At 60.2% G+C, this 26,245-nt stretch carries 24 protein-coding genes; 11 read left to right on the top strand and 13 right to left on the bottom strand.

Annotation, left to right across the window (positions count from 1 at the left end; translation table 11 throughout):
• The first annotated feature begins 35 nt into the window (after positions 1–35).
• Positions 36–1,292: an ABC transporter permease gene (locus tag MOP44_RS22150; RefSeq protein WP_260792583.1), complete on the top strand. Its 1,257-nt coding sequence runs from the start codon at positions 36–38 to the stop codon at positions 1,290–1,292.
• 82 nt (positions 1,293–1,374) lie between these two features.
• Complete coding sequence (locus MOP44_RS22145; protein ID WP_260792582.1) at positions 1,375–2,616, top strand: ABC transporter permease; 1,242 nt, start codon at positions 1,375–1,377, stop codon at positions 2,614–2,616.
• A gap of 15 nt (positions 2,617–2,631) precedes the next feature.
• Here MOP44_RS22145 and lolA read toward each other — a convergent pair whose 3' ends face one another.
• Together lolA and MOP44_RS22135 are read right to left on the bottom strand one after the other, a co-directional pair.
• Entirely contained in the window at positions 2,632–3,312 is a 681-nt protein-coding gene (gene lolA / locus MOP44_RS22140) for an outer membrane lipoprotein chaperone LolA (RefSeq protein WP_260792581.1), read from the bottom strand.
• Positions 3,309–3,839, bottom strand: a complete 531-nt coding sequence (locus MOP44_RS22135) for a prepilin-type N-terminal cleavage/methylation domain-containing protein (protein ID WP_260792580.1) — start codon at positions 3,837–3,839, stop codon at positions 3,309–3,311. Before MOP44_RS22135 ends, lolA begins: the two co-directional genes overlap by 4 nt.
• A 326-nt stretch (positions 3,840–4,165) precedes the next feature.
• Here MOP44_RS22135 and MOP44_RS22130 point away from each other — a divergent pair, with 326 nt between their 5' ends.
• Both MOP44_RS22130 and MOP44_RS22125 read left to right on the top strand, forming a co-directional pair.
• Positions 4,166–6,340, top strand: coding sequence for a glycoside hydrolase family 3 C-terminal domain-containing protein (locus tag MOP44_RS22130; protein ID WP_260792579.1), 2,175 nt, complete (start codon positions 4,166–4,168; stop codon positions 6,338–6,340).
• Positions 6,341–6,508: 168 nt separating this feature from the next.
• Entirely contained in the window at positions 6,509–6,943 is a 435-nt protein-coding gene (locus MOP44_RS22125) for a deoxycytidylate deaminase (RefSeq protein WP_260792578.1), read from the top strand.
• A gap of 5 nt (positions 6,944–6,948) precedes the next feature.
• Here MOP44_RS22125 and MOP44_RS22120 read toward each other — a convergent pair whose 3' ends face one another.
• Positions 6,949–7,650, bottom strand: coding sequence for an endonuclease III domain-containing protein (locus MOP44_RS22120; protein WP_260792577.1), 702 nt, complete (start codon positions 7,648–7,650; stop codon positions 6,949–6,951).
• Positions 7,647–7,967, bottom strand: coding sequence for a tetratricopeptide repeat protein (locus MOP44_RS22115; protein ID WP_260792576.1), 321 nt, complete (start codon positions 7,965–7,967; stop codon positions 7,647–7,649). The genes MOP44_RS22120 and MOP44_RS22115 overlap by 4 nt, the downstream gene beginning before the upstream one ends.
• Before the next feature lie 90 nt (positions 7,968–8,057).
• Here MOP44_RS22115 and MOP44_RS22110 point away from each other — a divergent pair, with 90 nt between their 5' ends.
• The gene (locus MOP44_RS22110) at positions 8,058–8,474 is read left to right on the top strand and encodes a secondary thiamine-phosphate synthase enzyme YjbQ (RefSeq protein ID WP_260792575.1); all 417 of its coding nucleotides are present in this window, start codon (positions 8,058–8,060) and stop codon (positions 8,472–8,474) included.
• An 8-nt stretch (positions 8,475–8,482) separates the two neighbouring features.
• On the opposite strand, the gene MOP44_RS22105 is transcribed toward MOP44_RS22110, so the two are convergent.
• Genes MOP44_RS22105 through MOP44_RS22095 form a run of 3 tightly spaced genes read right to left on the bottom strand, consistent with a single transcriptional unit; the run spans position 8,483 to position 10,425 of the window.
• Complete coding sequence (locus MOP44_RS22105; protein ID WP_260792574.1) at positions 8,483–9,307, bottom strand: flagellar motor protein MotB; 825 nt, start codon at positions 9,305–9,307, stop codon at positions 8,483–8,485.
• Positions 9,304–10,080, bottom strand: coding sequence for a flagellar motor protein (locus MOP44_RS22100; RefSeq protein WP_260792573.1), 777 nt, complete (start codon positions 10,078–10,080; stop codon positions 9,304–9,306). The genes MOP44_RS22105 and MOP44_RS22100 overlap by 4 nt, the downstream gene beginning before the upstream one ends.
• Positions 10,081–10,119: 39 nt before the next feature.
• Positions 10,120–10,425, bottom strand: a complete 306-nt coding sequence (locus MOP44_RS22095) for a flagellar FlbD family protein (RefSeq protein WP_260792572.1) — start codon at positions 10,423–10,425, stop codon at positions 10,120–10,122.
• Positions 10,426–10,680: 255 nt separating this feature from the next.
• Here MOP44_RS22095 and MOP44_RS22090 point away from each other — a divergent pair, with 255 nt between their 5' ends.
• Positions 10,681–12,330, top strand: coding sequence for a flagellin N-terminal helical domain-containing protein (locus tag MOP44_RS22090; protein ID WP_260792571.1), 1,650 nt, complete (start codon positions 10,681–10,683; stop codon positions 12,328–12,330).
• A gap of 110 nt (positions 12,331–12,440) precedes the next feature.
• On the opposite strand, the gene fliB is transcribed toward MOP44_RS22090, so the two are convergent.
• Positions 12,441–13,679 carry a flagellin lysine-N-methylase gene (gene fliB / locus MOP44_RS22085; protein ID WP_260792570.1) on the bottom strand — a complete coding sequence of 413 codons (1,239 nt, stop codon included), beginning with the start codon at positions 13,677–13,679 and terminating at the stop codon, positions 12,441–12,443.
• Between the two features lie 306 nt (positions 13,680–13,985).
• On the opposite strand from fliB, the gene fliD reads away from it, so the two are divergent.
• A complete protein-coding gene (gene fliD, locus MOP44_RS22080) occupies positions 13,986–16,040 on the top strand; it encodes a flagellar filament capping protein FliD (RefSeq protein WP_260792569.1) in 2,055 nt (684 codons plus the stop codon).
• Positions 16,041–16,058: 18 nt separating this feature from the next.
• A complete protein-coding gene (locus tag MOP44_RS22075; RefSeq protein ID WP_260792568.1) occupies positions 16,059–16,511 on the top strand; it encodes a flagellar export chaperone FliS in 453 nt (150 codons plus the stop codon).
• A gap of 8 nt (positions 16,512–16,519) precedes the next feature.
• On the opposite strand, the gene MOP44_RS22070 is transcribed toward MOP44_RS22075, so the two are convergent.
• From MOP44_RS22070 to MOP44_RS22055, 4 genes are read right to left on the bottom strand one after another with little or no spacing between them, the layout of a single operon-like run.
• Entirely contained in the window at positions 16,520–18,274 is a 1,755-nt protein-coding gene (locus tag MOP44_RS22070) for an ABC transporter ATP-binding protein (RefSeq protein ID WP_260792567.1), read from the bottom strand.
• A 44-nt stretch (positions 18,275–18,318) separates the two neighbouring features.
• Positions 18,319–20,670, bottom strand: coding sequence for an LPS export ABC transporter permease LptF (gene lptF / locus MOP44_RS22065; RefSeq protein ID WP_260792566.1), 2,352 nt, complete (start codon positions 20,668–20,670; stop codon positions 18,319–18,321).
• A gap of 22 nt (positions 20,671–20,692) precedes the next feature.
• Positions 20,693–22,948, bottom strand: coding sequence for a heavy metal translocating P-type ATPase (locus MOP44_RS22060; RefSeq protein ID WP_260792565.1), 2,256 nt, complete (start codon positions 22,946–22,948; stop codon positions 20,693–20,695).
• Positions 22,949–22,950: 2 nt separating this feature from the next.
• Complete coding sequence (locus MOP44_RS22055) at positions 22,951–23,178, bottom strand: heavy-metal-associated domain-containing protein (protein ID WP_260792564.1); 228 nt, start codon at positions 23,176–23,178, stop codon at positions 22,951–22,953.
• Between the two features lie 131 nt (positions 23,179–23,309).
• On the opposite strand from MOP44_RS22055, the gene MOP44_RS22050 reads away from it, so the two are divergent.
• From MOP44_RS22050 to MOP44_RS22040, 3 genes are read left to right on the top strand one after another with little or no spacing between them, the layout of a single operon-like run.
• Entirely contained in the window at positions 23,310–23,741 is a 432-nt protein-coding gene (locus tag MOP44_RS22050) for an ester cyclase (protein WP_260792563.1), read from the top strand.
• Between the two features lie 54 nt (positions 23,742–23,795).
• Positions 23,796–24,254: an NUDIX hydrolase gene (locus MOP44_RS22045; protein WP_260792562.1), complete on the top strand. Its 459-nt coding sequence runs from the start codon at positions 23,796–23,798 to the stop codon at positions 24,252–24,254.
• The gene (locus MOP44_RS22040) at positions 24,251–25,168 is read left to right on the top strand and encodes an alpha/beta fold hydrolase (RefSeq protein ID WP_260792561.1); all 918 of its coding nucleotides are present in this window, start codon (positions 24,251–24,253) and stop codon (positions 25,166–25,168) included. Before MOP44_RS22045 ends, MOP44_RS22040 begins: the two co-directional genes overlap by 4 nt.
• Positions 25,169–25,228: 60 nt before the next feature.
• On the opposite strand, the gene mdh is transcribed toward MOP44_RS22040, so the two are convergent.
• Entirely contained in the window at positions 25,229–26,155 is a 927-nt protein-coding gene (gene mdh / locus MOP44_RS22035; protein WP_260792560.1) for a malate dehydrogenase, read from the bottom strand.
• Positions 26,156–26,245 lie beyond the last annotated feature (90 nt).

The raw sequence follows: 26,245 nt of genomic DNA, 5'->3' as shown, positions 1-26,245 counted from the left end.
GCGGACCTAAACGAGGGGAGCCCAGTCGAACGGTTATGCAGAGCTTTGCCGACACACTCGGGCAGGTGTTCAAGGCCATCGCAGCCAACAAGCTGCGCAGCTTTTTAACCATGTTCGGCATCGCCTGGGGCGTTGGCTCTCTACTGGTCCTTGTCGGTCTCGGTGAAGGCTTCCGTTCCGGGCAGAAGCGCAACCTGGCCCGTTTCGGCAACGATGTGGTGCTGATGTTCAACGGGACCATCCCTGCCGTCGCCAACCAGCACACGGGGATGCGTCCCTACCAGCTCACCATGCGCGACCTCGCCGACATGCGGCAGCTCGCCGACGTCCGCGCGGCGACGCCGGAGCTCAGCCGCTCCGACCTTTACGAAGTGAGCCAGTGGGCGAATACGTCCAGCCACGTGATGGGAACTGACACCACTTATCCCGTGGTCCGCAATATACCCGTCACGGAAGGCCGCTTTCTGGACCAGAACGACGTGAACGAGCGCCGCCGGGTGTGCGTTCTGGGATTCAAGACCGCCAATCTCCTGTTCCCCGGGCACCCGAGGATGGGCGAGACGATTACGATTAACGGCACGGCTTTCACGGTTGTAGGTGCGGTCGACAAGATATCCCGCGGTGATTTCGACTACGACGACCGCAAAATCTATATCCCCATTACGACGATGATGCAGTTGTTTCCGCTCAAGGGAGACAACGTTCCTGAAGACGCGCTGACTTCGATCCAGTATCAGCCGGCACTGAAGGGCGAAGTGATTCCCGCCAAGGCGGCGGTCCATCGCGTGGTCGCGAAGAACCATGGCTTCGATGCATCGATGAAAGACGCGTACCAGGAGTGGGATACCGTGACGGAGATGAAGATGGTGGGCGCCATCTTCACAGCTATGGACGTCTTTCTGGGCGGCGTGGGGATTGTCACGCTGGGCTTGGGCGCTGTAGGAATTATCAACATCATGCTGGTCTCGGTCACTGAGCGCACCTCGGAGATCGGCCTGCGGAAGGCGCTGGGCGCGACGAAACGCAGTATCCTGACACAGTTCTTCTGGGAAGGACTTTTGCTGACCGGCGTCAGCGGAGCCATAGGTATTGGTGGCTCGGCGCTTTTCATGGGAGCGCTGCAGGCTCTGCTGATGGGCAAGATGCCCGGCTGGGACCCGCCGCGGCTGGTGCCGTGGTCGGCAGCCGTCGCGATGCTTGCCCTTGTGATTAGCGGAGTGGCCGCAGGCCTTTACCCGGCTAGCAAAGCGGCCCAGCTTGATCCGGTGGAAGCGCTGCGGCGGGAGAATTGAAGGCTTAGCGGATTTGGCATCGGATGACGAAGTCAGCACCAAACAACGGATACGAAGAGCTGTAAGCCAGGAGCTAGCTGCCATGCTCAAAGACATCTTCGGCCAGGCTTGGGAGGCGATGCTCTACAACCGCCGCCGTACCACGATCACGATGGTCGGCATGGCGTGGGGCATTGCTACCGTCGTGCTGCTGCTCGCTTATGGCGCCGGCTTTACGCGCGCCATTGAGGCCATCTTCTCGCAGTGGGGCACGAACATCATTGGAGTCTTCCCGGGCCGCACCAGCGAACAGGCCGGTGGTGACAAGGCCGGTGTGCAGGTGCGACTCACGCAGGAAGACATTGATCGCATTGTTGCGGCGGTTCCGGGGATCAACCACATTTCGCCCATGGCATTTAAAGACGTCACGGTCCAGAATGACCTGCACTCCTACACATGGACGGTGAACGGCACCCGCGCAGTGTTCCAGGACATCTGGAAACTCGACACGGATTCGGGCCGCTTCTTCAACGCCACTGAGGAGCAGCAGCGCGCCCATGTATGTGTCATCGGCTCTGAGGCCAAGACCAAGCTGTTCTCGGGGCAATGGGCGATCGGCCAGACCATCCGGCTGAACGGGGTTCACTTCATCATCGTCGGCGTGCTCACTCCCAAGATGCAGGAAGGCGAAGACAGCGACCGCAACCGCCAGATCTATATTCCGTTCTCCACGATGAGCGATCTGACGGACACCAAGTACCTGGGCGGGCTGTGGTTCAACTACCAGGGGAACTATCAACTCATCGAGCAGAATGTGCGGGCCACGCTTGCTTCGGCGCATCACTTCCGCCCGTCTGATCACAACGCCATCTACGTCGCCAACCTGCTTACGCAACTGCATCAGTTCAGCATTTTGTCGATGGCGCTGCAGATTCTGCTGGCGTTTGTGGGGACGCTCACGCTGGGCATTGCGGGCATTGGGTTGATGAACATCATGCTGGTGGCGGTGCAGCAGCGCACGCGGGAGATCGGCATCGAGAAGGCCCTGGGCGCCCAGCGCAAACACATTCTTACGCAGTTTCTATCGGAAGCGATGGTAATCACCGGTGTCGGGGGATTCTGCGGGGTGGGGCTGGCTTACCTGATCTCGGTGCTGGTGGGCCGCATTCCCTTCTACAGCGAGATTGCGCTGCACGCTCAGGACGCCGATATCCAGCTCATCATCTCGCCCATATCGGTCGTCGTCGCGACGATCATCCTGGTGCTCACGGGGCTGGTCAGCGGGATGATTCCTGCGATTCGCGCGGCGAACCTGGATCCGATTGAAGCGTTGCGTTACGAGTGAGGCGGGCAGGTTCCGCTAGACGGGTGGCATTCCATCTATCACTGGCACGCCTGCGGGTGGTGTGAATCGGAAAGAGTTGGGTGGGACCGCTGTATTGGCCGCCTCGTTTGTGAACGAGAAGGTGGTCATCGCGCCGTCGATTTCTTCGATGGCGATGCCGGTGATGGCGCCGTCAGGCCGCACGCTGAGCGACACCTGTTGAATGCGGTTTTCCTGGCCTTTGGGAACGCCGGTGAGCGTGAACTCTCCATTGGCGGCGGGCTTGAGCGTGAGCTGGTTGAACTCCTTTTCGAGTTCGGTGTGGCCGAGCAGAAAACGCAACGGCGAGCGCAGATCATCTAGCTCCTTGGCTTTCATGCGCTGGACCTGCGGATCACCCTGATGGTAGAACCATGCGTATTTGCCGTCGAGGAGGAAGATCTTTCCAGCGGGCGAGGAGTAGTCCCAGCGCATACGACCGGGCTTTTCGAGCAGCAGCGTTCCGCTCTCGGTTCGCTTCACGCCGAGGCCATTGTAGCTCTCGACAAAACCGGCTTTGAGGGAGTGCAGCTTGTTGTAGTGCCGGTCGACCTTCTGCGCAAGGGTATGGGCATCGGGTGTTTGTGCCGGAAGCGGGGCCGCGAGCAAACCCGCCCATAAAGCAACGGCGGCCAGCAAGAGCCGGCCGCCGCGGACCGATTGAGAGTCTTCTGTCATTGGCTGAGGTTCTGGGTGCAGTTGGTTCCGCCGGTGGGATCGAACTTGATTTCGCCACCCTCATCGCCGCAGAAGGTGCGATTGCCGGACTTTCCGACTGTTAGAGGCTGAGCAATGATGGTGTAGCCCGTGACGCGATCACCGCCGTTTTGGCTGTTCTTCACGCAATTCGTGATCGCAAACTGGTAGCCCGACTTCACGCCGCTTGCGAGTCCCTGGTCGAGCACGTGCGCGCTGGTCGCGGTTGGCGGCCCGGCGTGCGGATCGCCGCCAAGAGCAGTCAGCGAGCAGGCAAAACCGTTGCTGGGAAACGTTGTGCTGTACTGGCTCTGCGCCAGATTGATAGCCTGCACCGACTTGATGGCCGACGTCTCATTGGCATAGCGCGTCATGTTTCCCATGGTGGGAATGGCAATGAGCATGAGAATCGCGATAATCGCCATCACGATCAGCAATTCCATGAGCGTGAAGCCGTTGGGCTGCGGGCGGCGATTGCGTCTGAGATGAAGCAAGTTCGTGCGTGTCATAAGGTTGTGAGCCCCTCACCGGGCAGGCCGCGGCAGCAGCCCTTCCGAAGAGAATCCTACAACGTATGGACGCGTTGGGGAAAGAAAGCGCTCAAAAGCGAGCTGTTAGTGATCAGTTGTCAGTTGTCAGAACCCGCTCGACCTCGGGCTCTAACGCTTCTTCGCAGGAATAGGCGTCGCCCGGATCTACGCAGAGTTCGAGATTGCCGTGGAGGCGGAAATACTGACCACTGACAACTGATCACTGACAACTGCATTGTGTTACTCTTCGCTGTTCACTCCTGGAGACCCGAATGTACGTGCGAGTATGCTCTAAAAAATCGCTTTTGTGTGTCTTTTTGCTTCTGTTTGCCGCCCCAATCTTCACCTTGGCGCAGGCCGACTATCCATTCCGCGATACGAAGTTGTCAGACGATCAGCGCATCGCCGATCTGCTGGGCCGCCTAAGCCTGGATGAGAAGGTTCAGTTGATGTCGGATCATCCGAAGTTCGATCGGCTGAAGTTGGTCTTTTCCGGCCAGGTGGAAGGTCTGCACGGTTTAGCGCTGGGCGGGCCCGGAGGATGGGGTCCGCGCGGCCGACAGCCGCTACCGACGACGACCTTCCCGCAGGAGAAGGGGCTGGGAAACACATGGGACGTCGATCTGATGAAGAAGATTGGCGCGCTGGAAGGGCAGGAGGCGCGCTACTACTATCAAAACCCGGTGTACGACTTTGGTGGTGTGGTTGTACGCGCACCCAATGTGGATCTGAGCCGCGATCCGCGGTGGGGCCGCACGGAAGAGTCGATGGGTGAGGACCCGTACCTTGTCGGGTCGATGTCAGTCGGCTTCATGCGTGGTTTGCAGGGGCCCGATCCCAAGCATTGGCTGGCTTCGTCGCTGATGAAGCATTTCCTGGCGAACGAGAATGAGCACGGCCGCGCATCGAGCTCGTCCGATTTTGATGAGCGCCTCTTCCGCGAGTACTACTCGGTTCCGTTCCGCATGGGATTTGAAGAGGGCGGATCGCGGGCTGTCATGGCTGCCTACAACTCTTGGAACGGCACGCCGATGATGATCCACCCGATCCTGAAGTCGATCATGATCGACGAGTGGCACAACGACGGGCTCATTTGCACGGACGGCGGCGCACTCGGGCTATTGATCAGCGCGCACAAGACGTTCCCGAACAAGGAGCAGGGCTCGGCAGCGGCGGTGAAGGCCGGCATCAATCACTTCCTGGACAACTACAAGGGCGACCTGACCAAGGCCCTCAAAGATGGCCTGGTGACCGAAGCCGATATGGATGCTGCGCTGAAGAATCTGCTGCGCCTTTATCTGCGGCTGGGCGAAATGGATCCGGCGGGCGTCGATCCCTATGCGAAGATCGGCGTAGCCACCGATGGCGCGCTGGCGCCGTGGGACCAGCCGGCGAGCAGGGAACTGGTGCGCAAGGCAACGGACGAGTCGATTGTGCTGCTCAAGAACGAGAAGAATACGCTGCCGCTGGATCGCTCCAAGCTGAAGACGATCGCGGTCATCGGGCCGTGGGCTAATACGGTGTTGCTGGATTGGTACAGCGGCACGCCTCCGTACTCGGTGGGGATTATCGATGGCATTAAGGAGGCGGTCGGCGGCAAGGTCAACGTGCTGGTCAGCGATGGTTCGAACGCCGAAGAGGCCGCTGCCATCGCAAAGAAGGCCGATGTGGCGATCGTTGTCGTCGGCAATCATCCCACGTGCAATGCAGGCTGGGATCAGTGCCCGGTGCCTTCGAACGGCAAAGAAAGCGTGGATCGCAAGACCATCGCGTTAGAGCAGGAAGAGCTTGTGAAGCAGGTGTTCGCGGCCAACCCGCGCACCATTGAAGTGCTGCGCTCGAGCTTCCCGTATGCGATTGTGTGGAGCCAGCAGAAACTGCCGGCCATCATCCACATGACGCATAACAGCCAGGAGGAAGGGCACGGACTGGCGGATGTGCTGTTCGGCGACTACTCGCCGGCGGGCCGGCTGAACCAGACCTGGCCTACGGGCGACGACCAGCTGCTGCCCATCATGGATTACAACCTGCTGCATGGGCGCACGTATCTGTACTCGAAGCAGAAGCCGCTCTACGCGTTTGGCTACGGGCTCAGCTACACCACGTTCGCATATGAGGGCGTGAAGTTGAGCGCGTCGCACGTGAACGCCGATGGTACGGTGCAGGTCGCGGTGAAGGTGAAGAACACAGGCAAGCGTGCCAGCGATGAGGTGGTGCAGATGTATGTCCAGCACCTGGGTTCGAAGGTGGAACGGCCGCAGCTTGAGCTGAAGGGGTTCAAGCGGGTGCATGTCGCTCCGGGCGGCAGCGAGACCGTTACGCTCGATCTGAAGCCGCGCGATCTTGCTTACTGGGATGCTTCGGCGCACGAGTGGCGCGTGGAGAAGGAACAGGTGCGTGTGCTGGCGGGTGGATCGAGCGACAGCCTGCCGGTGCAGGGTACGCTGGATGTCGATACAGCCGGAGAATACAAGCCTTAGACAGGACGAGGAAGTGCGGATGCCCCAAGTCTTCGAAATTGAGGCCTGGGGCTTCCAGCATGAGGGAGAAACGGAAGGCGCCCTGGCTGGAACCTATGGAAGGTGGCCGCACCGCAGGTGCCTGTTAGGCTGAAAAGAGATTCTGACACCCCCGCAAAGAAGGAGCCCATGAGCGATTGGGACGCGAGATTCCTCGATATGGCCGCATTGGTGGCTACCTGGTCAAAGGACCCAAGCACGAAGGTGGGCGCGGTCATCACGCGCGGTAAGTTCGTGGTCTCGCTGGGGTTCAACGGCCACCCTGCAGGAATTGACGACTCCGATTCGCGCCTCCACGATCGCGAGCAGAAATACCGCACTATCATTCATGCCGAGATGAATGCAATTCTCAGCGCGCGCCAGCCGCTCGATGGATGCACGCTCTACGTTGTTCCGTTCATGCCGTGCTCGAATTGCGGAGCAGTGATTGTGCAGGCCGGCATCAAGCGCGTGGTCACGCTCGAGAACAACAATGAGCGCTGGATCGAGAGCTTCGAGATCACGCGGACCATCTTCGCAGAATCTGGTATCGATCTGATCATCCGGCCTGCGCCGGCCAAATAGGGCGATCAAGCATTCTCAAGATCGTAGGCCAGCGGGCATCCTTCGCAGCGCGGAGTGCGCCCGCAATGCGCCTTACCCACCGCAACCGTTAGCGCATGAAACTCATTGAAGTGCTGGGCCCTTTCGTTCGCAGGCTCGCTGGCGAATGCTTCGGATGTTAGTTGCACAAGCGAGTCGTAGCCCCGCCGGTTCTTCTGCGGAGGCGGCGTGATCAGGCGATGCCGTTCAGCGATGCGGCGCAGATACTCGTCGGCCACGGGAACCGTGTGGCCAAGCGCGTAGAGCATGATGGCATCAGCCGTTTCGGGGCCCACTCCGGGCAGCGTGAGAAGGCGCTCTCGAAGAGTATCCGTGGGTATCGCAGACAGCGTGTCGAGCGATCCACCGAATTCTGCATCCAGCATCGAGACGAACGCTTTCAACGCCGGCGCTTTACGAGTGATGAACCCTGACGGCCGAATCAGCCGTTGCAACTCATCCAGCGACACACCTCGCAGACCGGCGATCGTCAGTGCCCCGGCAGCGCGAAGGTTGGCCAGCGAGAGCTCGACCGCCTTCCATGCGGTGTTCTGGGTGAGATAGGCGCCGAGGATCACCTCGAAGCGGGTCTGCGCAGGCCACCACGCTTGCGGACCATAGACCTCCAACAGGCGGTTGTGTATGCGGCGAATGCGTCCAGCGGAGCTCTGTCTTTTCCGGGATTTCACAGGGAGGGATTCTCGTCGGGCGAGGACTGCAATTGGATCTTCCACTCCACAATGCGTGCTTTGGCTGCGGCGGCTTCGGCTTCAGGAATATGGCCGGCTGTCTGCAGCGAGATGGAGAGCGCAGTGTGCGCCAAGGGGTCATTGGGAGTAAGCGCGGTCAGCGCCAGCGCTGCGCCGATGGCATTCTCCAACTGTCCGGCATCGCGCAATGCACGCACCAGGCCGTGGTGCGCTTCGTAATAATGCTCATCGGCGGCAATGGAGGCACGAAAGACGCGGGCTGCCTCGGCAGGCTGGCCCGCGGCCAGAAGTTCCATTCCGGCCTCCGAGAGTTCGTGTGCGGATTGGCGGCCCATCGTGGTCACTGTTATAAGGATAAGGCTTGGGCAGATTCAAGTGGAGGCGCAATGAAGAGTCATACGGAATATCTTGTCTTTGAAACCAAAAAGCGGCGTGAGATGGTGCACATCACCGACAAAGTCGAAGAGATCGTCCGCAAGAGCGGTGTGCGCGATGGGCTCTGCTTCGTTTCCCCCATGCACATTACGGCAGCGGTTTATGTCAACGATCTTGAGAGCGGGCTGATTGAAGACATAGGTAAATGGCTCGAGGAACTGGCTCCGGCGCGTCCCGATTATAAGCACCATCAGACCGGCGAAGACAACGGCGACGCACATTTGAAGTCGCTGCTGCTGCACCATGAAACCACGTTGCCTGTCACGAATGGCCGCCTCGACCTTGGCACATGGCAACGCGTGTTCTATGCGGAGTTCGACGGCCAGCGGCGCAAGCGCGTCATCGTGAAGGTGCTTGGGGTCGAGTAGGCGCCAGGCTATTTCGTCTTCGGCTCGTCCTCATCGGTGATCTTGCGCCATGGGCCATTGGAGCGCACGGAGTTTGCAGCGGCAAAGTTGATTGCCGTAACCGGGAGCACGATGAGGTCCACACGGCGATTGTTGGCGCGCCCCTCGGCGGTGATGTTGCTGTCCAGTGGATGAAATTCGGCATATCCGGCTGCGGACAGCCGATCCGGTGGAATTGCGTGAAGATCCAGCAACATGCGGCCGATGTGATTGGCGCGTGCGGATGAGAGTTCCCAGTTGGAATCAAACTGCTCGGTGTGAATCGGAATATCATCTGTGTGGCCTTCCACGCGCAGATCGTAGACCGTGCCTGCGAGCGATGCGCCGATCTTGCGCATCGCAGGGAGCGCTTCGGGGCGCGGTGTCGCCGATCCGGAATTGAAAAATCCAGCTTCGCGCAAACTGATCACCAGTCCATCGCGGCCCATCTTGATCACGACTGTATGTTGCGCCACCTGACCGGCCAGTTTCTGTTCAAGCTCGTGTTGGATCCGGTTCAGGTCATCCTTCACCATGGTGGGACTGAGTGCCTGGATACCCATCACAACGGTGTCGGAGGCTGTTGCACCGCGCGCAGACTTCGCGTCGCCCGGCTTGAATGAATAGTCAGGAAACGCGCCCATTGCAGTGAACGCCGAATCGATCGCCTGCGGAAGCTGAGCTTTCTTTTTCTCGTCAGCGCGCGCAAAAGCGTAAAGAACGACGAAGAACGCAAACAGCAGGGTAATGAAGTCGGCGTACGAAACCAGCCAGCGCTCATGCGTCACGCGGCTGCGATGTACGCGCGCCCTCACGCAGCACGCTCCTGCTTCTTCAGTCGCCTGTCATCCAGGAACCCAGCGAGTTTCACTTCGAGCATGCGCGGATTCATCCCCTCAAGGATCGAGATCACGCCCTCGAGCATCATCTCCCGCCGCTTCACGTCGTCGCGCAGGCGGATGCGCATCTTTCCCGCCATCGGTAGAAAAATCAAATTCGCAATGCCTACTCCGTAAATCGTCGCGACAAACGCCACCGCGATGCCCCGGCCAACCTCCTCAATCTGATCCAAATGCTGCATCACCTGGATAAGGCCGAGAACAGCGCCGAGAATTCCGATGGTCGGGGAGAAGCCGCCGGCGGACTCGAATACCGCGGGAAACCGATCTTCGTTCTCTGCGTAGGAGTCGAGCGAGACCTGCATGATGCGGCGCAGGTCGGCAGGCTCGGTTCCGTCGACAGCAAGCATGACGGCTTGTTTGAGAAAGGCATCCTGAATGGTTTCTAGATCGGCGTCGAGGGAGACCACGCCACTGCGGCGCGCTTTATTTGCGAATCCGACGAGTTGCTTGACGAGTAGATCATCCTGCTGCTTGCCAGGCGCGGAAAAGATTCTAAGGATTCTGCCGAAAGCGCCAAGCACCGCCGACATTGGAAACTGCAGCAGAACCGCGCCGAATGTCCCGCCGAACACAATGAGGGCCGCGGTGGGCTGCAGGACCTGGCTGATCTTCCCGCCTTCCATCAGCAAGCCGGCAACAATTCCGGCGATGGCGAGGAACACGCCGCCAATACTCGATTTATCCATGACCAGGGCTCCTCCGCGCGGAACCGGAGTTTACTTTTGTTATCGGCTGTCCGACCTGCGGGATGAAGGCGGATCGACTTTATCGGGACCTTCCGGGTTCTGCAAGCTGATAAGGGAGACGACGCGCTCGAGGTTCACGCCGGGTGGAAGCCGGCGAGCCACTGCCGACAGGAGCTTTGCCCTGTAATCGAGCACGCGCTCCAGTATTTCCGCGCAGGTTTCCTTCACGATCAGTTTCTCGCCTGTAATGAGGGTAACCATTGTATCGGGAGAAGCCTCCGCCGTTTTCACCAGGTCGCTGTTCAACAGCATTGGATTGCCGTTGAGGCGCGTGACTTCAATCATTGCCGCGACTCCTTTATGGAGGAGTTATCGACGGGCGAAAGGAAAACGTTCAGCAAATTAGAAGGTCAAGGTAACCGAGTGTTTCGCACCGAGACACTTTGCCCCAGCTCGTAAAGTGATCCCGCTATAGGCCGAAAAAACGCCCAGATGATGCGACGGTACCACCCCGCAGCAGCAGCCCAGGGCAGCAAAAAATAATGGGAGCAAGCATCGGGGGTTTTGGGCCGCAATTCCACGCATCGCAAGGAGTGACCCATGTCCCTGGGTGTCTTGAACAACCTGTCCGCGATGTATGCGGCTCACAATCTTAACAACACGAACAACAACCTCTCCAAGACTCTGCAGCAGCTCTCGTCCGGTTCGAAGATCAATTCGGGCGCGGATGACGCCGCGGGCCTTTCACTTGTCAACGGACTGCAGGCTAACGCTACCGCGCTGGCGCAGTCGCAGACCAACGCGCAGGAAGGCGTAGGTCTTCTGCAAGTTGCCGATGGCGCTCTGTCGCAGGTCACAAACTTGCTCAATCGCGCCGTCACGCTGGCCACGGAGGTATCCAACGGTACGCTCAACGGCTCGCAGCAGTCCGCTGCGAACCAGGAGTACCAGTCGATTCTCTCCGAAATTAATAACATTGGATCGACTACGAGCTACAACCAACGCCAGGTGTTCGGATCGACCACCAGCATCTACACGGGCGATTCATCTACCTCGAGCGCCTCGATCGACAAGCTGTCGATCAGTTCGCTGTCTTCTGCAAGCATTGGCGATACCAACGGCGCGATGGCATATAGCGACGGCAAGGACAATCTGTTTATCGATCTGTCCACAGCGGGCAAGAACGCAGCCCTGACCGATAGCCTCAGCGCGGGTGGTGCGACCTCGATCACGGTCAACTACATGACGACCGGCGCGAACAATTCCGCGGTGAGCGCTCAGGCCACCATCTCAGTGGGAGCTGGAACGAACTATGCTAATACGGTGGGCGGATTGATCAGTGCGATCAATGACTCGGGCACGGGCCTCAGCGCCAGCTTCACAACGGCCGCGCAGGCGGGCTCGGCTGCCAAGGCCGCGTCGCACAACGCAGGCGGCGTTGATACTGGTATCCAGATCACCGGCGCAAAGATCGGTACCGGCACCAATGCTGGAGCGCTTGGCGGCTTCACCCTGACCAAGGTTGGTGCCCAGACCGCTGCGCAGATGGCGTCCCTCGACACCCTGTCGGGAACCATCACGGTCGCCGGACACTCCATCGATCTCGCTACTGGCAATGGCGGATCGAACTTCACGATGGACACCTTGACCACGTACATCAACCAGCAAGGTTGGGGGGTAACGGCGAGCGAGGATCTTTCGGGCGCGACGGCCATCATGAGCATGAAGTCGTCCAATCCAACAACGACGGTCGACCTTACCAACCTGGCCGCGGCTACCGACACGAAATCCCTCCAAACACAGGCTTCTTACGTGAAGTTCGCTGTGAACGCGAGCATCGGCGATACCGGCACGGGCGCGGCAGCGCAGGCAGGCGTCGTGGATACGAACGGCACGGGTGGAACCGCCACCATCAGCTACTCGGCCTCTGCCGGCCAGGACCTCAGCTCAACCAACCTGTCCAACCAGACCAATGCCCAGTCCGCATTGACTGCGCTGAACGGGGCCATCGCAGCGGTTGCTGCGCAGGATGGTTACATTGGCGCCCAGATCAATACTCTGAACGCGGTGAGCAATGTCATGAGCACCCAGCAGCAGAACATCGTTGCAGCCCAGGACGCCGTGCAGGCCACCGACTACGCCACGGCGGCGTCAAACATGTCGAAGTATCAGATCCTGAGTCAGACCGGTATTTCTGCGCTGGCCCAGGCCAACAGCATGCAGCAGGAAGTGACCAAGCTGTTGCAATAACGCACAGCCGCCATTTCATCACCAGAGGAGGGTGCCTTCGGGCATCCTCCTTTGTCGTCAGGTGCAGCTCCTTATATTCCGTTCGCGCGCGTGGGATCGGCCGGACGATGTCAATTGCGAATCAGCATGGTGAGGCCGCGCGCGTCGGCCACCCCTCTTTCTTCCAGAAGGCGATAGGCGCTGCGAAGGAATTGAGTGTGCTCGAACAGGCGTGAAGCTGTCTGCACTGCCTGCACCACATCAGCCGATGCGAACCGGCTGCCGCGTGCTCCAGCAACGCCAATCAGCAAACCCTTGATCAGAACAAACTGGATCGTCAGCATCGCAAATGCCTTTGCCGGTTCCGGGTCGCCGCCCGCCGGCGTGAGCGTCTTGCCAAACGGGAAGGCGTCACGGAAGACTGCATTGAGGAGCAGGTTCTCTAGGACGCGAGGGTGACTCCCAAAAAAGCGCGTAAAATCGCGCCGGTATGCCTCAGCGTAGCGAGAGGCCTGGCTCTCGATAGATGCGGTCGGCGTCTGGACAACTGCCCTGTCAAACAGGTCAAGAATGTCCCGCGCACGCTGGCTTAGCCTGTCCCCCTTCAATCGTTCCATAACAAGCATGAGCACAATCTCCACTTGCAGGGGGATGTCGGCTGGAATCGTCTGCATCGATTCGCGCAGCCCGGGTGTGGCCACGGCGCGTGTAAAGTCGTCGAGCAGATCCACGAATCGCCGGTCGATCTCACCTCGCGAAAATGCCTCCAGCCGGCGGCAGAACATGCCTAGCAGAAACAGCCGCTGCCACAGCGGATAGGTGCGATTGAGAATCAGACTCACAGCAGCTTCCCGGATCTGCCAGAAGTAGGGGCGAAGATTGGCCCCGCGGGAAGCCGTCTCGTCCCAGGTAAGCTGGCGGCTCGCCGCACTGCCGCCGGAGATCAGCGAGGGGGAGAGCAGGATGAGACGCGCCGCCTCAGGGCAGGAGAGCGAAAGCTCGGTTTCGCTCTGGCCGTCGATGCGATAGAAGTGCCGCGGGTACACAGCGCATATTCGCGCCAGATACTGCTCGCCGCACTGCTTATGTATGCGGCAGAGCTTGTCTGGAGAAAGCAGCGGGCATTCGCCGGAAGGAAGCATCCGGAAGACTGCGAAGGGCGACTCCTGGCCGCCCTCTCGCCCCTCGGTGCGAAGGATGGAATCCCGGACCAGCGAACGCAGCGAACCGTCGGGCACGCTGGTGAGGTTGTCATAGTCTGCCTCGTCAAGTGGCACCTGCCACCCGGAGCAGCAGGTGTCTTCGCATTCTGAGCCCAGGCAGCGGAAACGCTCCGCATAATCTGGCTGGATAATTCGAGTCTGTCGCAAACCGGTTCCTTCCTGCTGGAGCATGCGTGACCGCGTGGGCCACAGAGGCTCCGCAGTGGCCAGCGGCATCCCGCGGTCCAAGGGGCTCTCGCGAAGATTGGAGCAAGCTCAGAAGGGGCGAACGCCGCGATCGCCGACTGCTCGGCTCATGCACAGACTCAGCTCTGCCGATGAAGTTCGCATGGGGCCGGCTTCGGCATACACGCAAGTGCGCACGCTTTGGCCGGAGCCCTGTGAAGACTTTCCAATCTGCCTCGCACACTGGTCGGCCAGCCAGGTGCAACACACGGTCTCGCGGAGCAAACGATGGGTACGGTAGGACTTAATTTCGGATCACCGACGAGCGGTGCCGGATTCGACGTAAGCGCGACAGTGTCGCAGATCGTCGCGAACCTGCAAAAAGTCGAAACCCCTTGGAAGACGCAGCTTACCGCATTGCAGGGCCAGGATACAGTGCTATCTAATTTGGGCACGCTTCTCTCCAAGCTCTCCACGGATGTGAGCCAGTTGACGGACTTCACGGGTGTGCTGGCGCAGAAGACAGGATCGAGCTCGGATACCAACGTTCTCCAGTTGTCTTCGGCGAGCTCCTCCGCGGTAGCTGGTACGCATATGGTCTCCGTGAAGAGCCTGGCGACTACGTCGAGCGGCACACTGACGGCAATCACCAATGCCTCCGACAAGTTGTCGGGATCAATCACGATCAAGGTGGGATCGGGAACCGCGCACACCATCAATGTAGGCTCGAATAACACACTTGCCGGCTTGGCGGCCTCGATCAACTCCGCGGGAATTGGCGTGACGGCCAGTGTGCTCACGGACTCGAAGGGATCGCGGCTAAGTCTCGTCTCCGGCACCTCGGGTGCGGGAGGGAACCTTACCATCGGATCATCGATCGTGGACACCAGCAACGCCAACACAGCGCTTTCGTACAGTGAGGCGGTGCATGGCGTGGACGCACAATTGAAGGTGGACGGTGTGGACCTTTCGAGTGCCTCAAACACCGTGACGAATCTCATTCCCGGAGTCACCTTCCAGTTGCTGGCGCCAAGCGCGCAGAATGCAGATGGTAGCTATCAGCAGCTTCAGGTCATCATTGGCAACGACAATTCGGGCGTGGAGAGCGCAATTGGCCAGATGGTCGCCGATTACAACTCCTTGATAGCTGCCATGAAGGCGCAGGAGGGCAAGGACAGTTCGGGCAATCCCGAGCCCCTCTTTGGCTCTCCGACTCTGGGCCTTCTGCAGCAGCAACTCGTGGGGAGCATCAACGTTCAGAATCCGAGTGGCTACCTGGACGCGGTGGAGGCCAGCGCGAACACGATGTTCTCGGGGTCGATGACCATTCAAGTGGGACAGGGCACGATCCAGACAGTTGTGATTGGCGCCGCGCCCGACCCTCCGGACGCGAACACGATCTATACGGGAAACGGTGTCAACACTCTGCAGGGAATCGCCGATGCGATCAACCGTGCCGGTATTGGCATTACCGCGGGCATTTCGACACAGTATGGTGAATCACGCCTGATGCTCTCCTCGCAGATCACGGGAATCCCGGGCGCCCTGACTGTGAGCTCGGCTCTGACAGTGCCAAGCGATCTCCCCTTGAGCTTCACTGGATTTCCGGGTTCGGCGGACTCGGCTGCTGTGGGCAAGCTCGATGCGGTGCCGGCTCCCGCCGATATTCTATCGGGATCAATCACCATCCAGGTGGGTGACGGGCAGGTGCAGACCGTCAGCGTAGATTCGTCGCACAACACGCTGCAGGGACTCGCGGAAGCAATCAACGCTACGGATGGGATCGGCGTCACCGCATCGGTGGCCGTCAATGAAGACGGATCTGCATATCTGTCGTTGGAATCGCAAGCGATGGGGACCGCCGGAAACCTGACCGTCACCTCCAACCTGCTCGACACTACAGCTACCAAGACGAAGTCGATCGCCTATACCAATTCGTCCGACCTCTCAGGGCTCGCGAGCCTGGGCATCACGGTTTCGAGCAACTACGACGGGACGCTTCAGTTCGATGCCAGCGTGCTGGATGCCGCGCTGAACTCGGACTTTAACAGTGTGATCGGCTTCTTTCAAAGCGTGAGCAGTTGGGGCCAGAACTTTGCGAGCGTGCTTAACAGCGCTGGAAACACCCCCACGAAAGGCGTGATTGCGTTGGCACAGAAGTCGAACAGCAACATGGAATCGATGCTGAACAAACAGATCTCAAAGCAGGAGGACCAGATCTCGATTCAGCAGAAGAGCCTGACTGCCGAGCTAAATACGGCTAACGAAATCATCCAGGGAATCAAGCAGCAGTTGGACGGAATTAACATCCTTTACTCGGCCATCACGGGCTATAAAGGCTAAGAGCGGAGAGCTATTGTCATGGGCAGTTATCAGGATTGTGCGCTGGACGGCGCGTCAGCGGTGGACCTTGTAGTGGCGTTGTATGACGGCATCATTCGCTTCCTCTATGCAGCTTGTGACGCTGTGGACCGCGGCGACGAGACTGGACGCCGAGCTGCGGTCAAGCGCGCGCTCGACATCATCATCCACTTGCAGGCGCGCTTGCGCACGGATGTGGGAGGCGTTCCGGCTGAAGCGCTCAGCGAATTCTATGCTTCGACATTCGCGCTGATTCTGCAGGGGTCGCAGTCGGCATCCCGAGCAAAGTTCGAGCAGGCGGTCGCCTGCGTGCGCAATGTGCGCGATGCATGGCGTCAGGTAGCGCAGGATACAAGCCTCAATCCTGCTCCGCCGCAGGTTCGGCTGCCGTTTCCGCATGGGAGTCATGAGAATGGGGCGATCGACGTTGGCAAGATGAGCTGGAATGCCTGAAGTGGGGATTAGCCGGCGACGGTGAGTTCTTCTTCGAGCTGCTGTTTCTGATACAGGCTGGCGTAGTATCCGTCGAGCGCCAGAAGATCCTCGTGGCGGCCGAGCTCGACGATTCGTCCGTGATCGAGCACCGCGATCTGATCCGCGTTGCGTACCGTTGAAACGCGATGCGAGATCAGGATCGTAGTCGAGTTAGTGGTATAGCTGCGCAGACCGCCCAAAATGCGTTCTTCGGTGTAGGTGTCGACCGAGGCCAGCGCGTCATCGAGGATAAGGATCGCGGGATTCCGCAACAGGGCGCGTGCAATGGCGCTGCGTTGTTTCTGACCGCCGCTGAGGGTTACGCCCCTCTCGCCGACCATCGTGTCAAAACCGGCAGGGAAGTCCTCAAACTCCTGGCGAATATGAGCAGCCTCGGCCGCTTGCAGCATCTCGGTCTCGCTGGCATCCGTCGCGCCAAACCGGAGATTCTCACGCACCGTCTCACTGAACAAGAACGTCTCCTGAGGAACCATGCCGATATTCCGGCGCAGCACATCGAGCGGATATTCCCGCACGGGGCGGCCATCGATCAGCAGCGAGTCGTCCGGCGACTCATAAAGCCGCGAAATCAGGTTCACCAGCGTCGTCTTTCCCGATCCCGTGGGGCCCACGATGGCCAGACTCGTGCCGGCTGGAACGTGCAATGAGACATCGTGCAGAACGGGAATTTCTCCGTAGTTGAAATTCAGGTGGCGAAGCTCGATGTCCCCCCTCAGCACGGCATCAGCAGGGATCGACGGATCAGCGTCGCGATCATCGATTGCCGGCTTCTCGGCAAGCAGTTCGTCGATGCGCTTTACGGATGCGGTTCCGCGCTGGAAGATGTTGACGACCCAGCCGATCGCGATGATGGGCCAGATCAACTGGATCATGTACGCGTTAAACGCAACGAAGTCGCCGGCCGAAATGCGGCCCTGCAGCACGAGGTGGCCGCCGGCCAGAAGCGTAATCATCATGGAGACGCCGAGAATGAACTCGAGGGTTGGCCACAGCATGCCCATCAACTGCACCAGCCGCAGCGAGCGCGAAATGTACTGTCGGTTCAGCGATTCAAACAGGCCGATCTGTGACTCCTCACGCGCGAACGCGCGAATCAGCCGAACGCCGGAGTAATTCTCCTGGGCCTGTGCGGAAATATCGGAGAAGCTGGCCTGGATCCGCTCGAAGCGCGTATGAATCTTGCTGCCGAGATACTGCACCAGGATGCTGGCCACAGGCATTGGCGCAAGTGCCACGAGCGTGAGATACGGGCTGTAATGCAGCAGATACACCAGGGCAAACAGGAACAGCGACACCGTATTTGCGCTGTACATGAGCGCAGGACCCAGCAGCATGCGGACTGCGTTCAGGTCGTTGGTCATGCGCGCCATGATGTCGCCGGTGCGGTACCGGTGATAAAAGCCGGAGTCCTGTTTTTCTAAATGCTTGAAGAGATCGTTGCGTAGATCGAATTCGATCTCGCGCGAAATGCCAATCAGAATCCAGCGCTGCGCGTAGAGGAAGACGCCCTTGACGAGATAGATAGCGACCAGCAGGCCTGCGTAAAAGAGGATGGTGTTGCGCGTCGCCCCGTTCTGCTTCAGATAATCGATGGCCTTGCCGATGATCCGCGGCCCCTGAACAGAGACGACATTCGTCGCGACTACGGACAGGCTGCCCCATACGTACCCCCAGCGGTAGCGGCGCATGTAGGCGAAGAGGGGGCGCAGGTCGCGAAGCATAGTCCTATTGTATAGACGCGTTTGGGGCGGGATTGATCCAGGATTTATGTCGGCGTTTTCAGCAGCAGGTATCCGCCGGTGAGGCCAAAAAGGACGTCTGACGACCACGCAGCCAGTGGCGCCGGCAGGTAGTTCACGTTGCCCATGGCCTCAAACAACCCCATGACCATCCAGTAGGTCAGTGCGACACCAATGGCCACGGCGATCCCGGTCAGTGATCCGCGGCGGCCCATCGAAAGCGCAAAGGGGATCGCAAGCATTGCCATCACCACGGCGACCAGCGGATAAGCGAGCTTGTGCCAGAGCGCGACACGAAGGCGCATGGTGTCGAATCCGCTCTGGCGAAGGTCGCGAATGTAGCGATCGAGCTGGCCGAAGTTCATCTCCTGTGATTGGAGGCTCTCCTTGGAGAAGTAGCCCGGCTCTTCGTGAATCTCCCCGAAGGTCGTGTCCTTGAATTCCCGGAAGTCTTTCTGGTTCGCGCCCTGGAACTCGCGCACCCAGCCGTTCTGGAACACCCATGAGCCGGCCGAGCGGTCCCAGTAGACGCGGCCCGCAAAGATGCGGCGCGACAACGCGAAGGTCATTGGATCGAACTCGAATATCGATAGGTTCGCGAATTCTGCGGCGTCGTGGTCAAAGAACTGATAGTAGAAGATGCGCCCACGCTCCCCGGCGCGCGGCTGTCCGAAGATCCACTTCTGCTCTGGATGAAGAAAGGTCTGCGGCGGTCGTCCTTTGATGGTGCTGCGCAGTTGTTCCTGCCTACGGTTGGCCTGCGGCAGGTAGAACTCGTCGAATGCGAACAGGCTGATGGCGAGCGTGCCGGCGATCACCAGGATCGGAATCACAAGGCGATAAAGGCTGATCCCCGTAGCTTTCATCGCCACAATCTCGCTGTTGCGGTTCAGCACGCCAAAGGTGACCAGCACCGCGATGAGCACAGCCAGCGGAGCGATGGTGTAAAGCATGCTCGGCGTAAGGTTCACCAAGTAGAGACCCACGGTGGTGAGCGCAATGTGGTTGCGGATGATATCGCCCACCAGTTCGAAAAAGGTGAACACCAGCATCAGCATCACAAAGCCGCACAGGACCATCAGGAACATGGTGAGGAATTCCCTCATCACGTACGCATCCAGAATGCGCGGAAATGCGCCGCGGTAGGCCTTGCGCACGCTGCGCGGGCGGCGCTCGAGAAGGTGCGTCAGGTGTGAACCGTTGTCGTGCAAAACTGTTGCGATCCCTGAGCCCCTGCTCTTCGGGGTGCGGGCAGTCAGGCCCGCAATGGCCGCGATCACCCCCCCGCCGGTTGCCATCTGCCAAAGCAGGAAACTCCCGGCGATAGTGAAGATTATGTTTGCAAGCCATACGGCGAGCGTAGGCGGCAGCTTGTCCTGGCGTGCAAGCGCCACGCCGGTGTACGACAGTACGTAGTAAATGATGACCAGCAGCAGAGTGAAGACAAACCCCGAGCTCTTGCCGCCGCGTCGAGACATCACTCCCAGTGGCACTCCAACCAGCATGAGTACAAGGCACGCTGCCGGATAAGCGAACCGGTTGTTCAGCTCAATAAGGAAGCGCTTGTTATCAGGCTGGTGAATGCGCTGGAGAAGAGTGCGCGTCGGAATAGCGTAGACAGCCGTATCCATGCGGCCCAGGTGCACATCGCCTTGCGGACTGAGCGTCAGTGGAAGGTCTGTCGTATCAAACGTGGAGACATTGTACTGATCCGGGTGGCCCGGAACGCCCTCATGCTGCTCGCCATTGCGCAAGCGCATCAGCAACTCCAGCGAGGAGTCGTTCACTACGGTGGCGGATTCCGCAGTGGTAATCTTCGGCGCCGCAGGATCGCTTACATCCGCCATAAAGATCTGCTTCCAGTTGGCCGCGCCCGTCCCGGAGCGCACGTCCTGAACGTAGAGCACTTTGTCATGGAAGTCCTCGTAGAACACGCGCGGCTGAATCTGGTAGGACGCCTGCGATGCCGCCAGCGACTGTTGCATTTCGAGAATCGCCTGGTTGGCGCGGGGCGCAACCCACAGCGAGTTCACAGTGCCGAGCAGCGCGCCGGCAACGGCGACAATCGATGCCACTCGCACAAAATAGCCGATACCGAGCCCCGATGCGCGCATGGCGATGATTTCGCTGTCGGCTGCCAGGCGGCTCAGGCCCAGCAGGATCCCGACCAGCACCGACATGGGGATTGTCACCCAGAACAGGTTTGGCAGGAGGAACAGAAATACTTCGAACGCACTGCTGAAACTGGAGCTGTTGCGCACCACCATTTCCAGAATCTGCGGCAGGCGCGGCATGAATAGGATGAACGTGAATAGAGCGCAGCCGATGAGTGCGTGCGACAGGATTTCGCCGAGGATGTAGCGGGTGAGAATGCGCACGGGCTATGGCTCTGGATTCAGTTTAGCGCGTAGCCGTAGACGCCAGCGCGGTTGGCTGCCAGCGGCGCAGGCGCAGGCTGTTTGTCAGCACGCTCACGGAACTGAAAGCCATGGCGGCTGCGGCAATCCATGGGCTGAGCAGGACATGAAACGCCGGATACAGCGCGCCGGCGGCGAGCGGGATGCCGAGCACGTTGTAGCCAACCGCCCACCAGAGGTTCTGCCGCATGACGCGCAGCGTGGAGCGCGCGAGGTCAAGCGCGGCAGGAATGGCTGCCGGAGTGGCGCGCAGCAGCAGAACATCGCCTGCTTCCTGGGCAAGATCGGCACCCGAGCCCATCGCGATACCAGCGTCCGCCTGCGCTAGCGCGCCGGCATCATTGATCCCGTCGCCCACCATTCCCACTCGCAGGCCTTCCTGCTGTAGCGCCCGGACGCGGGCCAGCTTGCCGGCGGGATCCAGGGCGGCTTCGAGTTCGGTGATGCCCGCCTGATTCGCGATCGGACCAGCAGAGGCTGCTGAGTCGCCAGTGAGCATCAGTACGCGCAAGCCGCTGTGGTGCAGACCCGCAACCGCTTGCGCCCCCTCCGGTCGCAGCGCGTCGCGAGCATCGAAATAGGCGACTGGCACATTGTCCACGGCCATCCAAAGCCGCGTAACACCCGCCTCGGGAGGCGTTACGTCTTTCGGCAGCCGAACGAAGAATTCGCCGAAGAGCGCTTCATTGCCCAGCATGCAATCATGCCCGTCGACCCGCGCGGTCAGCCCCCGCCCGGGCAGAATCTGTATGTCTTCGGCAGCGGGCCAGCGCACGCCAGCCTCGCGAGCGTAGTCGAGAATTGCGTGCGCCAGGGGATGATTGGACCGCTCCTCCGCGGCAGCGGCCATCCGCAGCAGTTCAGGTTCGGGCATGCTACCGAGCGGGTGAATCGACTCAAGCACCGGCCGTCCAACCGTGAGGGTACCGGTTTTGTCGAGAACGATGGCGTTGAGATTGGAGAGCCGTTCCAGAGCTTCTCCGCCCTTGAACAGCACGCCGAGCTGCGCTCCTCGCCCCACGGCGACTGTCAACGCGGCAGGCACGGCAAGCCCCATCGCGCACGGACATGCAATGACCAGCACCGCCACAGTATTCGCCAGCGCCAGCGCGACGGAGTGCGTGGCGATCAACCAAGCGATGCAGGTGATCGCAGCCAGCGCAAGTACGACGGGAACAAAGATGGCGCTGGCGCGGTCTGCCAGGCGTTCCATCGGAGCGCGCGATCCCTGGGCCTGCTCCACCATGCGCGTGATCTGCGCGAGAACAGTGGCCTCGCCCAGCGACTCAGCCCGGCAGGTCACGGCGCCGTCGTAATTGAGCGACCCGGCAAGCACGCGTCCGCCCGGGCCGCGCTCCAGCGGAGTAGACTCACCCGTCAGCATCGACTCGTCCACCGTGGTACGGCCCTCGAGGACTGTCGCGTCGACAGGGAAGCGCTCTCCCGGCAGAACTAGAACGCTATCTCCTGGCCGGATCTCATCGAGAGGCACGACGGTCTGGACGCCATCGATGACGCGACGTGCAGTGACCGGCTTCATGCGGCTCAGTGAGTCAAGCGCCGCGAGAGCGCGTTTCTTCGCGCGCGCTTCGAGCGCTTTGCCGAGTAGGAGGAATCCGAGGATCAGCAGCACCGCGTCGTAGTAGACCTGGCCGCTGCCGGGCAAGATCGTCGCATACGCCGAATAGAAGAAGGCAACGCCGGTGCCGAGCGAAACCAGCGTGTTCATGTTGGTAGAGCGATGAAGCAGACCGCGCCAGGCGTTCACGAAGATGGGCCGACCGGCCCAGACCAGCAGAACAGCAGTGCCTACGAGCAGGGTCCAGCGCAGCGCCTGCGGCGGCACGGAGTAGAGCCAGGGCAGGGCACGCATAAGCGCCTGGTCGATCGCACCCATATCTTGGCCGAGCGGCATCGCGAGAATCATCGCGACAGCGCCGGCGACAAGCATCACCCAGGCCTTGCGTGCTGATCCCGCATCGTGATCGCGCACCGGTTCAGCGGATTCCCCGCGTGGAAGCACAGCGTCATAACCGGCCTGCCGGATGGCGGCAACCAACTTCTCCGGCGGCGCAACCTTGGGATCGAACGCCACATGAGCCCGATGCGCCATCAGGTCGACGCGCGCTTCAGACACACCTTCCGTAGAGCGCAACGCCTCTTCCACGTGGCGCTGGCATGCCGCGCACGTCATGCCGACGACCGGCAATGTGACCGACTCTGTTGTTGTCGCCGCCAAGATCAGGCCCCGGGCTGGCTTGCCGGATCGGGGTGTGCTTTGTATCCGGCCGCTGCCAGCGCTTCAATCGCGCGATCGATCGGCGGCGGATCCTGTGTCGATTCAAGCCGCGCAGCCCCCACGCGAACCTCCTTCACCTCTATACCTTCAGTCGCAGAAAGCGCCTGACCCACGCGGCGCACACATGCCCCGCAATGCATTCCATCGATATGTAATGTGAATTCCGACATACAGTCCCCGTTTCTTAGGGATGCCAAAGCGAGCAAAGGGATGCAAGGTCAGCGTCTCGCTGACACGCCTGCATTTCCCGTTCGCATTCCATATGTCTATGCTACCCTCATCGCGGAGGCGCCGACCACGTATGACAACCGCTACTGAAGCCACGCTCACGCAGACCGCACACGCATTCTTCGAGGCATGTGAAGCAGGAAAGGGCTGGGACGCCTGCAGCCCCTACTGCACGCTCAATGCGAGCTTCTCCGCGCAGGCCGAGCCGCTGCTCGACCTCAAGACTCTCGCGCAGTACGCCGACTGGATGAAAGGCATGACGGGCCTGATGCCCGACGCTCGCTACGATCTCAAGGCCTTCGCGACGGATGCCGAACGCAACACCGTTGTCGCCTATGCCGTTTTTCACGCCACGCACACCGGAGAGGGTGGGCCTGTTCCTCCCACCGGCCGCTCCACCAGCACCGACTACGTCTACGTCATGCAGTTTGAGGGCGGCAAGATCGCTCACATGACGAAGATTTGGAACGCGGGCTACGCCATGCGCGAGCTCGGCTGGGCGTAAGCCGGCTTCCCAGGCTGAGCAAACTCGAAGCGCCTTTTCGCATATCGTAGAAGTATGCTGCAACGCGAGTATCCGTTATCGCCGCTGGTGGGCGTGGGCGCCGTCATTGTGCAGGAAGGCCGAGTCCTTCTCGTCCAGCGCGGGCGGGAACCGATGAAGGGCCGATGGACCATTCCCGGCGGCCTCATCGAAATTGGCGAGTCGCTGCTCGAGGCCGTGGTCCGCGAAACCCGCGAAGAGACCGGCCTCGACATCGAACCCATCGAGCTTGTCGAACTCCTCGACCGCATTCATCGCGAAGAAGGCCGCGTTCGCTACCATTACGTCATCGCCGACTATCTGTGCCGCGTGACCGGCGGCACCCTCGCCGCCGCCGACGATGCCGCTGCGGTTCGCTGGGTAGAACGCGCCGAATGGAACAGCCACTCCGCAGTGGCCATCGATCCCATCACCGTGCGCATCATTGAAGCAGCATGGCAGCGCGCCAGGCAATTGGAAGAGGAGAACAGGTGAGACCGTCGCGAAAGGTTCAGTGGATTCTTGGCGTTCTCGTCTCCCTCATTATTGCCGCGGGCGTTGGCTTTTATCTCAGGCCAGTTGAGGTCTTCAACGAACTGCTCTATTTCCAAATGAGCATGTCAGGCTCGCACAGCCGGTGGATCACGATCAACGGCCATCGCATTCATTACTACGAGGCCGGCCCCTCCGATGCGCCGCCAGCAGTTCTGGTCCACGGGCTCGGCGGCCACGCTGAGGACTGGCGAATGCTGCAGCACTTCTTCATTGGCGCGCACCGCCACGTCTACATGATCGATCTGCCCGGCTACGGCCGCAGCGACTGGCCGCAGGACTTCTCCTATTCCATTCCCGACGAAGCCAACGCCGTCGTCGCCTTCATGGATGCACTCGGCCTCAAGCAGGTGGACCTTGCTGGCTGGTCGATGGGCGGCTGGATTGCGCAGCGGATAGCCCTCGATCACCCCGATCGCATCAAGCGCCTCATGCTCTTCGACAGCGCCGGCCTGAAGAGCCGTCCGGAGTGGAACACCGATCTCTTCGTGCCCACCTCCGCGCAGGAACTCGACGATTTGGACAAGCTCCTGATGCCAAATCCGCCTGAGGTCCCCAGATTCATCGCGCGCGATATTCTGCGCTATTCGCACGAACACAGGTGGGTCATGCGCCGCGCGCTCGATTCCATGCTGACGGGCAAGGACACGACAGATGAGCAGTTGCTGACGTTGAAGATGCCAGTTCTGATTGTGTGGGGCGGGGAAGACCACATCATGCCCGTCGCGAACGGCGAGCAGATGCACCGGCTCATTCCGCAGTCGCAGTTCGAGGTTATCCCCGGCTGCGGACATCTCGCGCCCGTCCAATGCTACAACCAGGTCGGGCCGAAGGTCACAGCGTTTCTGCAGAAATAGCGCAAAGCAAAGCCCGGATCTCGTGCAAGATCCGGGCTCATTGTTGAAGTTGTGATTGAACTACACGCCGATGACTGCGCAGAGCTCCTTCACAGCCGCCGCGCTCTTCTTCAGCGCCGCATCTTCCTCAGGAGTGAGCTTGATCTCAATGATCTTCTCCAGACCCGCCGCGCCCAGCTTGCACGGAACGCCGATGTAGTAGCCCTCGATGCCGTATTCGCCCTGCAGATACGCCGCGCAGGGAAGGATCTTCTTTTTGTCCTTGAGAATCGCCTCAACCATCTCCACCGTCGCCGCGCTGGGAGCGTAATAGGCGCTGCCGGTCTTCAGGTACTTCACGATCTCCGCACCACCGTCGCGCGTGCGCTGGATCAACTGCTCCAGGCGCGCGGGCTCAATCAGCTCGGTGAGCGGGATACCTGCAACCGTTGAGTAGCGTGCCAGCGGAACCATCGTGTCGCCGTGGCCGCCGAGCACGAACGCCGTAACGTTCTCCACGCTCACGTTCAGCTCTTCTGCGATAAACGTGCGGAACCGCGCCGAATCCAGAACGCCTGCCATGCCAATCACGCGCTCGCGGTTGAATCCAGCCTGGCGGAACGCGGCCTGCGCCATCGCATCCAGCGGATTCGAAACGATAATCAGGATCGCCTCAGGCGACTGCGCAACCACCTTCGCAACCACGTCGGACATGATCTTGAAGTTGGTGTGTAGCAGGTCGTCGCGGCTCATGCCCGGCTTACGCGGAATGCCGGCAGTGATGATCACAATGTCGGAGTTCGCTGTCGCGGCGTAATCATTCGAGCCCACCACATGCACATCGCGCTTCTCAATCGGCATGGCCTCGAGCAGGTCGAGCGCCTTGCCCTGCGGCACGCCGTCCACCACATCAATCAACACAACATCGGCCAGCTCTTTCGAAGCGATCCAGTGGGCCGCAGTGGCGCCCACGTTGCCGGCGCCGACAATAGAAACCTTCTTACGCATGATTTTCTCCCTTAGCTGCTAGCTTCTAGCTGCTAGCTCCTGGCTGTGTCGTGCGAACCGGCTGTCCGTCATTTCATGAAATGAGCTAGA

This window comes from Occallatibacter riparius (genome assembly GCF_025264625.1).
Lineage (GTDB): Bacteria > Acidobacteriota > Terriglobia > Terriglobales > Acidobacteriaceae > Telmatobacter > Telmatobacter riparius.
This window is presented reverse-complemented; position numbering and strand designations above follow the sequence as displayed.

Coding starts and splice junctions, on each gene's coding strand:
- MOP44_RS22150 (WP_260792583.1), top strand. CDS start 36: ATGCAGAGCTTTGCCGACACACTCGGGCAGGTGTTCAAGGCCATCGCA.
- MOP44_RS22135 (WP_260792580.1), bottom strand. CDS start 3,839: ATGACACGCACGAACTTGCTTCATCTCAGACGCAATCGCCGCCCGCAG.
- MOP44_RS22050 (WP_260792563.1), top strand. CDS start 23,310: ATGACAACCGCTACTGAAGCCACGCTCACGCAGACCGCACACGCATTC.
- fliD (WP_260792569.1), top strand. CDS start 13,986: ATGGGTACGGTAGGACTTAATTTCGGATCACCGACGAGCGGTGCCGGA.
- MOP44_RS22075 (WP_260792568.1), top strand. CDS start 16,059: ATGGGCAGTTATCAGGATTGTGCGCTGGACGGCGCGTCAGCGGTGGAC.
- lolA (WP_260792581.1), bottom strand. CDS start 3,312: ATGACAGAAGACTCTCAATCGGTCCGCGGCGGCCGGCTCTTGCTGGCC.
- MOP44_RS22090 (WP_260792571.1), top strand. CDS start 10,681: ATGTCCCTGGGTGTCTTGAACAACCTGTCCGCGATGTATGCGGCTCAC.
- MOP44_RS22070 (WP_260792567.1), bottom strand. CDS start 18,274: ATGCTTCGCGACCTGCGCCCCCTCTTCGCCTACATGCGCCGCTACCGC.
- MOP44_RS22145 (WP_260792582.1), top strand. CDS start 1,375: ATGCTCAAAGACATCTTCGGCCAGGCTTGGGAGGCGATGCTCTACAAC.
- MOP44_RS22115 (WP_260792576.1), bottom strand. CDS start 7,967: ATGGAACTTCTGGCCGCGGGCCAGCCTGCCGAGGCAGCCCGCGTCTTT.
- MOP44_RS22110 (WP_260792575.1), top strand. CDS start 8,058: ATGAAGAGTCATACGGAATATCTTGTCTTTGAAACCAAAAAGCGGCGT.
- mdh (WP_260792560.1), bottom strand. CDS start 26,155: ATGCGTAAGAAGGTTTCTATTGTCGGCGCCGGCAACGTGGGCGCCACT.
- MOP44_RS22125 (WP_260792578.1), top strand. CDS start 6,509: ATGAGCGATTGGGACGCGAGATTCCTCGATATGGCCGCATTGGTGGCT.
- MOP44_RS22095 (WP_260792572.1), bottom strand. CDS start 10,425: ATGATTGAAGTCACGCGCCTCAACGGCAATCCAATGCTGTTGAACAGC.
- MOP44_RS22045 (WP_260792562.1), top strand. CDS start 23,796: ATGCTGCAACGCGAGTATCCGTTATCGCCGCTGGTGGGCGTGGGCGCC.
- MOP44_RS22055 (WP_260792564.1), bottom strand. CDS start 23,178: ATGTCGGAATTCACATTACATATCGATGGAATGCATTGCGGGGCATGT.
- MOP44_RS22100 (WP_260792573.1), bottom strand. CDS start 10,080: ATGGATAAATCGAGTATTGGCGGCGTGTTCCTCGCCATCGCCGGAATT.